The sequence below is a fragment of the uncultured Polaribacter sp. genome (assembly GCF_947497125.1).
Taxonomy (GTDB): domain Bacteria; phylum Bacteroidota; class Bacteroidia; order Flavobacteriales; family Flavobacteriaceae; genus Polaribacter.
Window position 1 is genome coordinate 438535 of record NZ_CANMFI010000002.1, and the last position, 18166, is coordinate 456700.

General features: G+C 35.6%; 3 protein-coding genes. All 3 read left to right on the forward strand.

What is annotated here, in order from left to right:
* Positions 1-2 precede the first annotated feature (2 nt).
* The 3 genes from Q0678_RS05025 to Q0678_RS05035 all read left to right on the forward strand — a co-directional run bounded on the left by Q0678_RS05025 (position 3) and on the right by Q0678_RS05035 (position 18143).
* Entirely contained in the window at positions 3-16016 is a 16014-nt protein-coding gene (locus tag Q0678_RS05025) for a YDG domain-containing protein (RefSeq protein WP_299054786.1), read from the forward strand.
* Between the two features lie 547 nt (positions 16017-16563).
* Positions 16564-17355: a type IV toxin-antitoxin system AbiEi family antitoxin gene (locus Q0678_RS05030; protein ID WP_299054788.1), complete on the forward strand. Its 792-nt coding sequence runs from the start codon at positions 16564-16566 to the stop codon at positions 17353-17355.
* Entirely contained in the window at positions 17352-18143 is a 792-nt protein-coding gene (locus Q0678_RS05035) for a nucleotidyl transferase AbiEii/AbiGii toxin family protein (protein ID WP_299054792.1), read from the forward strand. Before Q0678_RS05030 ends, Q0678_RS05035 begins: the two co-directional genes overlap by 4 nt.
* Positions 18144-18166: the final 23 nt, after the last annotated feature.

An 18166-nucleotide genomic window follows, 5' to 3' on the forward strand; every position in this document is an offset into this window, starting at 1 on the left:
TATTGGCAAAAGGGGCGCTAGGTGGCGGGAATATTCTTGTGGGAGGAGATTGGCAGGGAGGCGCAAGCTTTGAAAATAGGCTCTTAAAAAATAAAAAAACACTCTATCAAGCAACTTCTGTGACAATGGAAAGTGGCGCGTTAATCAATAGCAGTGCTGTAAATAATGGAGACGGCGGTACTGTGGTTCTATGGACCAATATTAAAAACCCAAATGCTACAACAAAAGCACAGGGTACTATAATTTCTAAAGGGGGTAGCAATCATGGCCGTGGAGGAAAAATTGAAACCTCGGGAGCCTCACTAGACAAGAAAGGCATTACAATAAACACTACAGCCCATAATGGTGCCGTGGGAGACTGGCTCATAGATCCTTACAGTTATTTTTTAAATAGCGCAGAGCTCTCCTCTTTAAACACCGCTTTAGAGACCACCAATATTGAAATATCAACTAGCGCTAGTAGTGGCAGTGGAGCTTCTGCTGAGTTTAGTTCTTCTCATGCAGGAGGGGTCCAACAAGCCAGCGGGAATATTGTTTTCCTAAGCAATTTTACATACACCGGAACCAACGCAAGAACCTTAACTTTAACGGCTCATAATGATATTTATCTTAATAATATTACCACTAATGGAGGTCCTCTAAATATTAACTTAAGAGCAGATGGCGATACTATTTTCGTAGACGGCGATATAAGTACTGAGGGTGGGAATATAAATGTAAATGCCAGTAACATATATTTTCAAAAAACTGGTAATCAAGTTTTAAATACAGCAGGAGGGTCTCTTAACTTTAACGCCACCAATATTAATCTTCTTGGGAGCGGAGGAACCATGACGCTTAAAACTAATAACGGTTCCCTAAACTTAGGTTCTGGCTCTGTAACGCGTACAGCAAGCAAACACCTCATTGCAGAGCCAACAAATTTAATGTCATGGTCTGGAAGATATCATGGAAATACAAGACTTTCTGACAGAGATACCGGGGTTAATATAGTTGCCGGAAGAGAATACTCTATGAGGTTGTGGTTTTGGGACTCTTGGGACAGTGAATACTTTATCTTAAAAGTAGGAAGTACTACGTATTTTGCGGCCACAAGAAATTTCTCTAATGGAATCTCAGTCTCAGAAGCTAATTATGGACTGCAATATTATACATCAAGTGATGATACTAACCTTGGACAAGCAAGTTGGGACGACGCTTATGCAGACATTACTTTTACTGCAGAAAGAAGCGGGGCATTAGTGTTACGCCACTCATTAAATTCTGATGACAATGATGAGTCTGCAGAAATTAATGATGTTAATGAAACTAGATTCTCTACTCAAAATTTCACAGACAATAAAATCTTAAAACTAGAAACTACTTCTGGAAATATTAGTGGGTCAAAAAATATTTCGGGGATTAGCAGTATTACTATTCAGAGCGATAGCAGCAATAATAACCTAAGTGGAATAATTTCTGGAAATCTCTCTCTCTTAAAATCTGGAACAGGAACCGCAACCCTAAGCGGCAGTAATACCTATACAGGAAACAGCACTATTGAAAGCGGTTCTTTAATTCTTAAAAATAATGCTGCCACACAGAGTTCTAAAACAATCAACGGAACTGGAAAACTATTTATAGAACCAAACTCAAATTATGATTTTACAGCTTGGAATTTATCATCATCTCTTTCTAGTTTCACCATAGGAACCATCTCTAACACAGCAGATGTTAACATTTTTTCTACAATCAACATTGCAGGACCAGTTTCGGTTTATGGTGGAAATGTTAATGTAAATTCAAACATTACAAGCACCAGTATGTCAGGTGCTGGAATCAACTTAATTGCACAAAACAATATTTTAGGACTAAATAGTAATTTATTAACTAGTGGAGCTTCCGTTTTATTGAGTGCAAATAGTAACGATAATAATGCTGGAAGGATTGCTTTAGTTGAAGCTGACATCATTACAAACGGAGGAAACATCACCTTAGGAGGAGGTACTGATGGTAGCGGCTTTGCTACTGGGACTTCTCAAACAGGAAACGGATGGTATAGAGGTGTTTATGTAAATAATTCAATTCTTAATGCAGGTGGCTCTGCGTCTGGAGGAGATATAATTCTTAGAGGAAAAGGATACATTACAGAAGTAAATGATTACAATCTTGGTATTGATATTGTTGTAAATACAGAAATAAAGACAAATATGTCTGGAGACATATCTATTTATGGTATTGGAGGTCCTAACAAAGCACCAGATAATCACGGAGCAGGAATTAATTTTTTTAATCAAAACAGCATCTATACAGCCTCTGGAAATATTTTACTTGACGGAACAGCAGGAGGCGGAAGTGCTGCAACTGCCAGACTAGATGCAGGAATTAATTTTGATGGTGGAGGTACTTTTTCTTCTAAAATTCATTCAACTTCGGGAGATATTACATTAACTGGAAGAAAAAGTAACCTAAGTAATAGTTTTGGTATACAAACAGGGATAAATATTCCTATCTATATAGGTACTGATGGAACTACTGCTACCACAGGAGATATTGTATTAAATGCTGATAATTTATCTTTAATCTACACCTCTAATATTGAAACTACGGGTAGTTTAACAGTGCAATCTATTGCAAATACTTTTTCTAATGCAATTACATTTCCATCTTCTACAACAAATTTATCAAATACCATTAGTGAGTTAACCATTGGAAAACCAACTAACACAGCAAATGTTACTTTTGGAAAAAACACAACCATTGCAGGGCCAATTACTGCTTATGGAGATGATATTGCAGTTAACGGAGAGCTTAATACATCTGGAGCTAGCGATGCTGATATTTTACTAAAGGTAAGCGGAAATATTACAACATTAACTTCAAAAGACATCACAACAAATGGAGGAAACATTTCGCTTTGGGCCGATAGAGATTCTTCAAACGGAGGTTATATTAAAATTGGAGATCAAAGTGATTTAAATTCTAATGGTGGAGACATTACACTTTCTGGTGGAACCGACCTAATTACCGGTTATGCTAATGGAACTGGAGGTGAACATGGTGTAGTTATTGGATCTAATAATTCTAATACCAATACAATAAACTCTAATGGTGGAGAAATCTTAATGAGAGGTTATGCATCTTCAGATAATAACTCATCAACATATTATAATGGTGTTATGTTGTCCTCTGGAGTATCTATAGATGGTGGCACTGGTTCTGTTTCTATTTACGCTAAATCCGAAGATCAATATGGTTTTAACATCTCTAGCGGTACATCAGCAGGAGTAACTATTCGATCTGCAAAAACCTCTGGAAATGCAATTACTCTTGATGCCTGGTCTAACAATAGCTTGGGACTCGTATTTAATTATGATGTAAACAAACAACTTCTTGCTACTGGTGGTGGGGATATATCTATAAAAGGAATAACAACAGCTTCCAGCTATGGAATTTTCTTGTCGGATATTGATATTTTAGCCACAGGCGGAACAATCAAAATTGATGCAGGTAGCAAGGGAATCACCACAGGTGGATCTAAACCTTATACAATTATTGGAAGTAAAATTGCCGATCCTAACATAGCAAGTTCATCATCAAATGTTAATGTAATTAGTGATGTTTTTAATTTTTCTTCAACGACTAAATTCAACACAACGGGCAGTCTAACACTAGAATCTGCTGGATCTTCTTTTTCAAGCCCTTTTAATTCAAGTAAATTTCATTTATCAACTAATTTAAGTGGTTTAACTATTGGTAAACCAAGCAACACAGCTGACATTACTTTTGGATCAAACACAACTATTGCAGGGCCAATTAATGCTTACGGGGGAAGTATTTTAGTAAACTCAAATTTAAGTAGTACAGCAACAAATAAAGACATTTTACTAAAAGCCTCTAACGTAATAAGCCTTCCAGATGCTACATCAATTACAACCAACGGTGGTAATGTGGTGCTATGGTCTGATACTGATGGTACTAATGGTGGTGGTGTTTATTTAGGTTCTAGTGGATCAAGCGCATCAAACATTTCTACTTCTGGTGGTGGATTTTGGGCTGGTGGTGGTTCTGGAACTTCTAATTGGGTGCCTTCTGATGGAGCAACGGCGATTACAGTTGGAGACGATTACGCAATTGGAAACTCAGCTTCTTTAGCTTCTATATACCAAAATAGAGGAATTAGAACAGCTAAATTAAATTTAAACACAGGTTCTGGTAATATTTTACTAAAAGGTAAAGGCGGTGAAAATGCAATAGTAAATGGCTCAAGTATGAGTTTAGGAATTGATATCGTATTAGGAACTCAAATAACTACCACAACAGGTTCTATAACTCTTGATGGTGTTGGTGGTTCAAATGCCTCAAATAACGGGAATCATACAGACGGAATTAATATCTGGAGTAGCAATACTATAAAATCAACTTCTGGCGACATCAACTTAATCGGAAAATCTGGTAATGGAGGTACGGGAGGAAACGGATATACAGGTAGAAACGGTATTTTAGTGTCATCAGGTACAAATACAATTACAACTGCTGGAGACATTACGCTAACAGCAATTCCAAATACCGATTCAAGTAATGGATTTTATTTTTTAAACACAACCAATATTGGTAGTGCCAGTAATCCAGCTACAACCGGAGCTATTACTTTAATTTCAGATAACTGGAATTTGAGTACCCTAAATCTAAATACAACAGGTGCTTTAGTTGTAGAACCATATTCAGATAGCTTTTCACAAGCGGTCAGTTTTCCTACTTCAGGAACTATAATTTCAACATCAGTTAGTGGTTTTACATTTGGTAAACCAACTAACACAGCAAATATTACATTTGATGGTAACACAACTATTGCAGGGCCAATTACTGCTTATGGGGGAACAATTGCGGTAAATGCCGCACTAACTGCTACGAATGATAATATAAATTTAACAACCACAGCAGTCGCAACACAAACGGCAGCGCTTACAGCAAGCAATCTGAGTTTAAATGGAGCTGGTTCATTTACACTACAGAATAATTTAAATAACATAACTACACTTTCAGCAGGTAGCAGTAGTGTTCCTGTTGGCAGCATAAGTTACCTAGATAGCAATGCATTAGAAATAGGCACGGTTGGTTCGCAAAGTGGTATTTTCTCTAGCGGTAACATTTTAGTGGAAACTGATACTGGAAATATAACCCTATCACAAAATCTAAATACATCCTCTACTTCTGATGATGCCATTATTCTGAATGCTGACAAATCTTCTGCAGCGAACTCAGCATCTGGAGGAAATATTATTGTTACCGGGACTCCAACTTTAACATTCCCTGCAACTGCAAGAGCTAAACTTTACAGTGGTACAGAAACAGCTAGTACAGGCTTGACAACTTTAGTGGGAGGTGCAACTAATACTAGATTTGGTTTTGATGAAAACTCTGCAATTACTCCTGTGTTATCTGATAATAATGCTTATGCTGTTTACCGTTTTCAGACTGGAGCTGGAGATCTTACTATTGTAGCCTCGGGAGGTGATAGTATAAATAGTACTTGGAGCTACAGCAGTGGCGTAATTACGACCATCTCTTCCCCAATAAATATAAATTCGTCAGTTGTAGAAGGATATTTGGCTACAGGAGATTTAACTATTGAAGCGGGTAATATAAGTGTGGAGGACGATGTTAATTCTACTACAGCAAATAATTTGACCTTAAAAGCAAAAGGAAATATCACACAAGCCGTTTCTAAGTCAATTACAACAGATGGTGGTGATATTATCTTTTGGGTAGATAGTGACAATGATGGATTAGGATATATTGATTTATCTAGTTCTGGACAAACACTTGCTACAAATGGAGGAGATATTATTATGGGAGGTGGTTTAGGAACTACTATTCCAACTGGTTTTGCTAATGGAGCAACTTCTAAGGATGGTATTATATTAGGCTCTGGAAGTACTTATACTACCGTTTTAGATACCAGAAAAACAGGAGGTACTGCTGGGAATATTTCTGTAAAAGGTAAAACTTCCGGAAACTTTGATGGGATTTACGTTTCTAACGCACAGTTTTTTGCCCATGATTTAACACTAAACGGTGAAGCTTCTAATGCTGCTAATTATGGAGTAAGATTGGGTTCTAGTAATGTATATAATGGGTCCAATGTGAGCCACGTTATTGACATTGATAATGACTTAATTATAACAGCTAAAAATACTGCCAGTAATTACTCAGGTAATGTTTTAAGAACTGGTGGAAATCCTAGAATGTTTGTTGATGGTAATATTACCTTTAATTCTATTGGTAAATTTGCCTTTGCCACCTATCAGAACTATATTGACGTAAAGCCTACTAAAACATTAACTCTTAATTTTGATGGCTCTGCCATTTTTGCAACACCAATAGGTAATACAACTACTGGTGTAGCTCAAGGAAATGTTATTATAAAGTCATATCAAGAAGCTAGCTTTACTAGTCCTTTTGACCTATCTTCAATAACTTTTTTATCAACTAATTTAAGTGGATTAACTATAGGTAAAACGACTAATTCAGCAAACATTACCTTTAGAAACATTACAACTATTGCTGGGCCAATTACTGCTTATGGGGGAGATATTAAACTATCAAATTCATTAAGTAGTACATTGACAAATGCTGCCATAAAAATATTAGCCAAAGGCCATATCCTTGGAGTTGGTTCTGCTTTTAATCTTAATTCTGAAGGAGGTAATATATTATTAGCATCAAATGTAGATGACAGTACTGACAATGACTCCATAAATAATGGCTACATACAATTCAGAAATGGTCTTAATATTAATTCTAATGGAGGAGATATTACTTTGGGCGGTAGCAATTCAGAAGGAAGTGGATATGCTACAGGAAAGGTTGGTACAAATGATGCGTACAATGAGGGCTTTAGAATAGACAAAATTGTAAATTTAAACTCTGGGGGTGGGAATATTAGTATAAAAGGAAAATCTTCACTGTCAGCTATGTCTACAACTGGGTTTGGAGCTTCTGGTATTGGCTTTTATAGTTTTACAACCAATGGTAATATCAATAGTGGCAATGGGAACATTCTCATAGACGGTATTACACAAAACACCACTAATACTATATACACAGCTGGTATTCAAGTGGCTTTAAATTCAAATAAGCCTCTCACTATTAGCAGTAACAGCAATAGTACAGAGGCTATCACTTTAAACGGACAAGCAACCGCAAGTAATCAGAACAGCAATTATGGAATTGGGGTACAAACCAATTCTCCTCTCTATTTATTAGCTCCAAATGGCGGAGGAATTTCTATAAACACAGGAACCCAATACAATGGCTCTGGCAACAAGTGGGAGGCTGCATTTAGATCTGAATTAAGAATGCTGTCTAGTTCTGGTCCTATAAGCCTGAATGGTGGACAGTTAAACGGCACAGAAAGCAATGGTGGATTATACTTTGATGTTCACCCCTATTTTGGATCTAAAGCAGGTAGCTCTATTACAACTAGTAGTAGTAATATTTCTTTTAATTATGATGACTATCTTTGGGCAACGAACAACCCTAAAATTAGCTCAACAGGTATCTTTAATTGGCAGTCTAATTCAGATGAGTTTAAAATTAGTAGTGTAAAAACTAGTTGGATAGACTTTAATGAGAACAACCAAACTCTAAGTGGTTTAAATATTGGAAAAGCTAGCAATACTCTGAATATTATAGAAGTCGATGAAGACTTAGAAATTAACGGACCTATTGCATTTTACGGTGGTGATTTAACAATTAACAAAAAACTACAAGCCACAAACAGCACCATCACTTTAGACGGTTCTGGAAATATTACAGACGGTACAGACGGATATTTGGTAGCCGATAATCTGGCCTTACTAGATGGAGCGGTTACCTTAGATAATGCATTAAATGATATAGCAACTATAGCTGCAAACAATGTTGATACTATCAGTTATACTGATAAAAACGCTTTAGAAATAGGAAGTGTAAGTTCTACTGATGGAATCACAACAAGTGGTAGTATTGAAATAGCTACTTTATCTGGGGACCTTTTAGTAAAAGAACCTGTTATTTCTACAAAAACGAATGGCGATGCTATAAAATTATTTGCAGACAAGGATGCTTTGTTAAATACAGAAGGCGATGGAAATATAAAAATAACAGATAATGGAGCTATTACAATAGCTTCCGGAGCAAGAACCTTATTGTATTCAGGTTTATCTACTGAAAGTACAGGAGTTGATACCTTTGTTGGCGGTGAAGTAAATACGAGACTTCCATTTGATGCTAACTCAAATCTTACTACAATTTCTCCTAACCTTTCAGCATCAGGGAAATACGCAATTTATAGAAAATCGACAATTATTAATTTAACCATTTCAGACCCTACAATTACGTTGAGTAAAGGATACAATGGTACAACAGATGTAGCTGTAGTGAAAGGAACTGTTTCAGGTAAATTAACTGGTGATGCAGTAACAGTAACAGCAACCGCAAATTACGATTCAGAAAATGTTGGAACCGCAAAAACAATTACAGTTGTGTATACTTTGTCTGGTGATGATAAAGATGGGTATGTAGCACCTGCTAATTTTACAATAAATACAGGGGTTATTACCTCAAAAGAAGTAACGATAAGTGGTTTAACAGGATCTAATAAAGAATATGATGCAACCACAGCTGCTGCTGCAATGGGAACTGCATCATTAAATGGAGTTTTGTTGTCTGATGACGTATCATTAGGAGGTAGTCCTAGTTTTACTTTTGCAGATGCGAATGTAGGAACGGGAAAAACCATCACTACTACAGGTTATTCGTTAACAGGTGACGATAAAGACAACTACAGCTTAACACAACCTATTTTAACCGCAAATATTACTGCAAAACCATTAACGGTTACAGGAATTACAGGTGAAAATAAAATCTACGACGGAAACACAACTGCATCAGTTACAGGAACGGCAGAGTTATCAGGTTTAGTAACAGATGATGCTGTTACTTTAACAGGAACACCAAGTTTTACGTTTGCAGATGCGAATGTAGGAACTGGAAAAAGCATCACAACAACTGGTTATTCATTAACAGGTGCTGATAAAGACAACTACAGCTTAACGCAACCGAGTTTAACGGCAAATATTACAGCAAAAGGATTAACGGTTACAGGAATTACAGGAGCTAACAAAATCTACGACGGAAACACAACCGCATCAGTTACAGGAACGGCAGAGTTATCAGGAATAGAAACAGATGATGTTGTTACTTTAACAGGCACACCAATTTTTACGTTTGCAGATGCGAATGTAGGAACAGATACAACGATTGCTACAACGGGTTATACTTTAGCTGGTGACGACAAAGACAACTATAGTTTAACGCAACCTATTTTATCAGCAGATATTACAGCCAAAGAATTAACAGTTACCGGCATTACAGGGGAAAATAAAATCTACGACGGAAACACATCAGCATCAGTTACAGGAACAGCGGAATTATCAGGATTAGTAACAGATGATACTGTTACTTTGGCTGGTTCACCAATTTTTACGTTTGCAGATGCGAATGTAGGTTCAGATAAAACCATCACTACTACAGGTTATTCGTTAACAGGTGCTGATAAAGACAATTACAGCTTAACACAGCCGAGTTTATTAGCAGATATTACTGCAAAACCATTAACGGTTAGCGGAATTACAGGAGTTAACAAAGAATACGATGCAACCACAGCTGCTACTATAACAGGAACAGCTGAGTTATCAGGTGTAGAAACAGCTGATGTTGTTACTTTAACAGGCACACCAATTTTTACGTTTGCAGATGCGAATGTAGGAACAGGAAAAACAATCACTACAACTGGTTATACTTTAGCTGGTGACGACAAAGACAACTACAGCTTAACACAGCCAAGTTTGTTAGCAGATATTACTGCCAAAGAATTAACAGTTAGCGGAATTACAGGTGATAATAAAGAATACGATGCAACCACAGCCGCTACTATAACAGGAACAGCAGAGTTATCAGGTGTAGTAACAGATGATGCTGTTAGTTTAGCGGGTACACCAAGTTTTACTTTTGAAGATGCGAATGTAGGAACAGGCAAAACGATTGCTTCAACGGGTTATTCGTTAATAGGTGACGACAAAGACAATTACAGCTTAACGCAACCGAGTTTAACGGCAAATATTACAGCAAAAGGATTAACGGTTATAGGAATTACAGGAGCTAACAAAATCTACGACGGAAACACAACCGCATCAGTTACAGGAACGGCAGAGTTATCAGGAATAGAAACAGATGATGTTGTTACTTTAGCGGGTACACCAAGTTTTGCATTTGCCGATGCGAATGTAGGTTTAGATAAAACCATCACTACAACGGGTTATACTTTAGCTGGTGCTGATAAAGATAACTACAGTTTAACGCAACCTATTTTATCAGCAAATATCACTGCAAAACCATTAACGGTTACCGAAATTATTGGGGAAAATAAAATCTACGACGGAAACACATCAGCAACCGCGTCAGGTACTGCTTCTTTAACAGGCGTTGTAGGAAGTGACGATGTTACTTTATCAGGCACTGCAAGTTATGTGTTTGCACAGTCAGGTGTTGGGACCTATATTGCTATTACAACAACAGGTTATATGCTATCAGGTGACGATAAAGACAACTATAGTTTAACGCAACCTATTTTATCAGCAGATATTACCGCAAAACCATTAACTATAACAGGAATTACAGGTGATAATAAAATCTACGACGGAACAACAACCGCATCAGTTACCGGAACAGCTGAGTTATCTGGAATAGTAACAGATGATGTTGTTACTTTAGCGGGTACACCAAGCTTTGCATTTGCAGATGCGAATGTAGGAACAGGAAAAACCATTACTACAACGGGTTATACTTTAGCTGGTGCTGATAAAGACAACTACAGTTTAACGCAACCTATTTTATTAGCAGATATTACCGCAAAACCATTAACTATAACAGGAATTACAGGTGATAATAAAATCTACGACGGAACACCAACTGCTACTACAACAGGAACGGCAGAGTTATCAGGAATAGAAACAGATGATGTTGTTACTTTAGCTGGTTTACCAAGCTTTACGTTTGCAGATGCGAATGTAGAAACAGGAAAAACCATCACTACAACGGGTTATTCGTTAGCTGGTGCTGACAAAGACAACTACAGCTTAACACAACCAAGTTTAACGGCAGATATTACAGTAAAACCATTAACGGTTACAGGAATTACAGGTGAAAATAAAATCTATGACGGAAACACAACCGCATCAGTTACCGGAACAGCAGAGTTATCAGGAACAGAAACAGATGATACTGTTACTTTGGCTGGTTCACCAAGTTTTGCATTTGCAGATGCGAATGTAGCAACTGGAAAAACTATTACTACAACGGGTTATACTTTAGCTGGTGCTGATAAAGACAACTACAGTTTAACGCAACCGAGTTTAACGGCAAATATCACTGCAAAACCATTAACTATAACAGCAGGTAGCGATGATAAAACTTATGACGGTATTGCATTAACAAAATCAGATTTTAGTATTACATCAGGTAGTTTAGTTACAGGTCATACATTAAATACTGTTGCTGTAAATGGTTCTCAGAAAAATGTAGGTATTGGATATAACAAGCCAAGCGGTGCGATTATAGAAGATGCATCAAACGCAGAGGTAACTTCTAATTATGAAATTACTTATGTAGATGGTACGCTAGAGGTTACACAAGAAACGATTATTGTTTCACCTTCAGCTGGTTTACAAAAAACCTATGGAGCATCAGATCCTGAGCTTACCTATACATTTAGCGGAGCGATAACAGGAGAAACTCCTAGTTTTGAAAACACATTAACTAGGGTTCAAGGAGAAGATGTTGCCACTTATTTAATTACAAAAGGAGCCTTAGTTTTAAAAGATAACGGAGTTTTTAAAAGTGATAATTATACAATTTCATTTACTACAGATGTATCTTTTGAAATTACCAAAGCACCATTAGAAGTTACTGTAAATAATGATAGTAAGTTTGTTACTTTTTCTGATATAACAACTTATCAGGGAGTTCGATTTACTGGTTTTCAGTTTGGTGAAGACGCAACAGTTTTAGATTTAACAAACCTTTCGATCTCTCGAAGTAATTCGACTGAAAATTCATCTGGAGAGTATATTGGAGTGTTAAATGCGACAGGAATTACGGCACAAAATTATGAACTTTCTTATGTTGTAGGAGATTACACAATTATACCAGCAGACAAATTATTAGTGTCATTAACGCCAACGGATGTTACATACGGAGAAACACCATCATTTGTAATATCTTCAGCAAAATATTTATCTTCAACAGGTGCTGTACTTGTAGATTTAACAAGTTCTGCTCAAATAAATAATGAAACTATTACGGTAACAGATGGTTCTGCCGGAACTGCAGAATTTACAATTGAAGTTGATGCCCCAGAAAACAGTACTTCAGGTAAATTAAAAGTAGGAAACTACCTTGTAAAAGCAGCAAATATTTCGCAATCGAGTCCTAATTTTAGTGATGATATTTTATTGCAAGGAAATTTAGAAGTAACACCAAAAGAGTTGACTACTTCGCTTACCAGCGGAAAAGAAAAAGTGTATGATGGTAGTTCTTTGATGTTGAATACACAGGTGAATTTATCTACACCGATTACAAACGATTTGGTAGCTGTTGTTTACACAGGAAACTACGCTGATAAAAATGTAGGAACTCAAAATTATACGATTACCGGATTAACGCTTGCAGGCGTAGATGCAGATAATTATTTTATATCAGGAGGAGCTGCAGCAACAATTTCTGGAACTGATGGTGAAGTTACAAAAAGAACCATTACGGTAACACCAACTTCTGGTCAACAAAAAGAGTTTGGTTCATCAGATCCTGTATTTACGTATGCATACAATGGGCAGGTTAATGGAGAAGAACCTAGTTTTACAGGAGCACTTTCTAGAGAAGCTGGAAACGGTATTGGAAGTTATAAAATACTACAAGGAACTCTTGCTTTAAATGATAATTCGCCATTTATCGCATCAAATTACAACTTGGTATTTACAGAAAATGTATTCTTTTCTTTAGGAACTAAAAATTTAAATGATGTAAATATCACTATCGCAGCCATTCCAGATTTAGTTTTTACAGGTCAAGAGCAAAAACCAACGCCAACTGTAAAAGAAGAAAATACCGTTTTAGTTGAAGGAGTAGATTTTACGTTTAGTTATAGCAATAATATCAATCCAGGAATTGCAACCATTACCATTACTGGTATCGGAGGTTATACAGGAGTTTTAACTACTAATTTCAATATTATAACAGTTAATCAGGCGCCAGTAATTATTACAAATACAGGCATCACATTAGATGAAGGTGCAAGTGCAACAATTACTACATCAAATTTAGAAACGACAGATATAGATGATGCTGCGGCAGAATTAACCTATACGATTACCAAGTTGCCAACAAACGGAACGCTGCAATTAAATGGTGTTGATATTGTTTTGAATGCTACATTTACGCAAGCGGATATTGATTCAGATCTTGTAACGTATCTTCATAATGGATCGCAAACAATTACAGATACTTTCGATTTTAGTGTAGAAGATGGTAAAGAAGATGGTGTTACAGCGATTACAAATCAAACCTTTAATCTAGCAATTACACCTGTAAATCAGGCGCCAGTAATTATCACAAATTCAGGTATCATATTAGATGAAGGTACAAGTGCAACAATTACTACATCAAATTTAGAAACGACAGATATAGATGATGCTGCGGCAGAATTAACCTATACGATTACCAAGTTGCCAACAAACGGAACGCTGCAATTAAATGGTGTTGACATTATTTTGAATGCTACATTTACGCAAGCGGATATTGATTCGGATCTTGTAACCTATCTTCATAATGGATCGCAAACCATTGCAGATACTTTCGAATTTAGTATAGAAGATGGCAAAGAAGATGGTGTTATAGCGATTACAAATCAAACCTTTAGCATTGTAGTTACACCTGTAAATCAGGCGCCAGTAATTATTACAAACACAGGAATCACATTAGATGAAGGTGCAAGCGAAACAATTACTACATCAAACTTACAAACGACAGATATAGATGATGTTGCGACTGAATTAACCTATACGATTACCAAGTTGCCAACAAACGGAACGCTGCAATTAAGCGGAACAGCGATTAGTTTAAACGGAACATTTACGCAAGCGGATATTGATTCAGATTTTGTAACCTATCTTCATAATGGGTCTCAAACCATTGCAGATGCTTTCGAATTTAGTGTAGAAGACGGCAAAGAAGATGGTGTTACTGCGATTACAAATCAAACGTTTAGCATTACAGTTACACCTGTAAATCAGGCGCCAGTAATTATTACAAACACAGGTATCATATTAGATGAAGGTGCAAGCGCAACAATTACTACATCAAATTTACAAACGACAGATATAGATGATGTTGCGACTGAATTAACCTATACGATTACCAAGTTGCCAACAAACGGAACGCTGCAATTAAGCGGAACAGCGATTAGTTTAAACGGAACATTTACGCAAGCGGATATTAACTCTGACTTTATAACGTATCTTCATAATGGATCGCAAACAATTACAGATGCTTTTGAATTTAGTGTAGAAGATGGTAAAGAAGATGGTGTTACTGCGATTACAAATCAAACCTTTAGCATTGTAGTTACACCTGTAAATCAGGCGCCAGTAATTATTACAAACACAGGAATCACATTAGATGAAGGTGCAAGCGAAACAATTACTACATCAAACTTACAAACGACAGATATAGATGATGTTGCGACTGAATTAACCTATACGATTACCAAGTTGCCAACAAACGGAACGCTGCAATTAAGCGGAACAGCGATTAGTTTAAACGGAACATTTACGCAAGCGGATATTGATTCAGATTTTGTAACCTATCTTCATAATGGGTCTCAAACCATTGCAGATGCTTTCGAATTTAGTGTAGAAGACGGCAAAGAAGATGGTGTTACTGCGATTACAAATCAAACGTTTAGCATTACAGTTACACCTGTAAATCAGGCGCCAGTAATTATTACAAACACAGGTATCATATTAGATGAAGGTACAAGCGCAACAATTACTACATCAAACTTACAAACGACAGATATAGATGATGCTGCGGCTGAGTTAACCTATACAATCACCAAGTTGCCAATAAACGGAACGCTGCAATTAAGCGGAACAGCGATTAGTTTAAACGGAACATTTACGCAAGCGGATATTGATTCGGATCTTGTAACCTATCTTCATAATGGATCGCAAACCATTGCAGATGCTTTCGAATTTAGTGTAGAAGATGGCAAAGAAGATGGTGTTACAGCGATTACAAATCAAACCTTTAGCATTGTGGTTACACCTGTAAATCAAGCGCCAGTAATCATCACAAATACAGGCATTACTGTGAACGAATTTGTGTCTGTAACCATTACGAGTAGTGAGTTACAAACAACTGATGTAGATGCGACTGATTCAGAATTAATCTACACCATTACCAAGTTGCCAATAAACGGAAAGCTACAATTAAACTATGTTGAGCTCTTTTTGAATGACACATTTACGCAAGCGGATATCAATGCCGATAGGTTAAAATATATTCATGATGAATCTGAAACAACTACAGATAGCTTTTTCTTTACTGTTGAAGATGGTAAAGAAAACGGAGTTGTTCCATTAGTAGAAAATAGGTTTTTAATAGAAATTATCAAACCAGTAATTTTAACAATTAACGACGCTATTTTATATCCAAACCCTGCTGAAATTGGTGTTGAAAAGTTTTTCTTAAAGACGATACATTTATCGTCGGAGATTAGTTTGTTTTCTGCTTTAGGCAGACCAATTCCTATAAAAACACGTAATGAAAATAGAAGTATTGTAGTAATACCTAGTCAGAATCTTACCGCTGGTTTTTATCTTGTAAGAATTAAGCTTAATAAAAAAGTAAAATATATTAAATGGCTCTTAAGATAAAGAGTTGCTGTTTATAGTGCTTTGTCTGCAATTTTTTTATGTTGATGTAAGACAAAAGAATAATAAAAACCCTTTAAAAACTCTGTTTTTAAAGGGTTTACTTTACGCTAAATAGACCTATTTCCTCACTATTTAATACATTTTTTTAAGGTTTGTAAAAGATTTATAATACAAAGAAATTTTTCCTTAGGTTATGAAGATGTTTTTGGCAATGTAATTATGGAAAATACCACAAGATTTTACAGGTGATAGTATTAAATTGAAAATTTTAAGATTAACTATTATTTAAGATAGATGAGTTTTAAAAAATAGATAAGAGATCCAGAGTGATTGGGCTATATATAAATTTTACAGCTATACCTCAAAAAAGAAAAATGACTTTTAAAAATTTCCCTCGTTAATACTTAAAGTAATTCAGTAAAAGTTATTTTTATATCTATTGTAATAGGTTTAAAATCAACTTCATAAAAATAAAATCAAAAACTAAATAGTATAAATGCGAGATTATTAGTAAAATTCACTAAATTTATCGGAAAATTACTATAATTTGTTTTTATCAGATTTCATAAAAGAGCGTCTTTCATTTGAAGAATATTCATTTTCAAAAGAAGAACTGCACTCTGTTAGTAAAAAAGAGAAATCACAACTAACTACAGACTTATCTTATCTTGTTAAAAAGGGAGAGATAATTTCTTTACGAAAAGGGTTTTATTTAATTATTCCTCCAAGGTATACAAAATTTGGAAAGTTGCCACTTGAGTTATATGTAAATAAACTATTTAAGTTTATAGATAGACCCTATTATGTAGGTTTATATTCTGCTGCAAAATTTCACGGAGCTAGCCATCAGCAAATACAAAGAGAATATATAGTAACTATAAAACCAACCTTGCTAGATATTACAAAAAAAGGGAACGATATCTATTTTTTCACAACTTCAAAATGGCCATCAAAAAACATTATAGAAAAAAAATCGGATGCAGGAATTTTTAAAATTTCAAGTCCTGCACTAACAGCAGTCGATTTAATTCATCATCATAATAAGTTAGGCGGAATTAATAGAATGTTAGCCATTTTGGAAGAGTTATCCGAAGAAATCACTAAAAATGACATCAAAGAATTATTGAGTTGGTATCCATATAAAAGTACTTTACAAAGATTTGGGTTTTTATTAGAAGATTTGGGAGTAGAGGAATTTATTTTAGAACCAATAATGCAACACTTAAAAAAATCGAAATACTTTCCGGTATTATTAAGCCCAAAATCAAAACAGAAAGCAGGTGCGGTAGATAATTATTGGAAAGTAGATATAAATATTAAACTAGAAAGCGATTTATGATTCCGAAGCCTTACATAGCAAAATGGCAAGAACAGGCACCTTGGAAACAGTTTTATCAAGTAGAACAAGACCTTGTAATTAGTAGAGCATTGGTGGAAATATTTTCTGATGATTTTTTACGTGAAAACTTAGCTTTTAGAGGTGGTACAGCTTTACATAAGTTGTATTTAAACCCAGCTCCAAGATATTCCGAGGATATCGATTTGGTTCAAATTAAACCAGGCCCTATAAAGCCAATAATGGAACGCATTAAAGAGGTTGTTACCTTTTTTGAAGAGCCAAGAAGAACGCAAGTAAAAGGACACGGAGCAAAAGCAACTTATCGTTTTACATCAGAATATGAAGCTATTAGGTTGCGTTTAAAATTAGAAATTAATTGTAAAGAGCATTTTAATGTTTTGGATTGGGTAGATTTTCCTTTCGAAGTAGAAAGCGAATGGTTTTCTGGGAAATCTATAATTAAAACCTATAGTATTAACGAATTATTAGGTACAAAGTTACGTGCCTTATACCAACGCAGTAAAGGAAGAGATTTATTCGATTTAGATTATTCTAGGTTAAATATGGAATTAGACATAGACCAAATTATACAATGCTTTAAAGAATACACAATTTTTTCTACAGGAAACAGACCACCAAGTCAAAAAGAATTTTTATTAAATATTGAAGAAAAAGAGCAAGATCCAGACTTCACAGGAGATATGGAAGCTCTATTAAGAACAGGGGTAGAATACAATCAAGAAGAAGCCTTTAACTGGCTTAAAACCGAATTGATAAATAAGATATGACTAATTCTCCACCCAAAAATTAA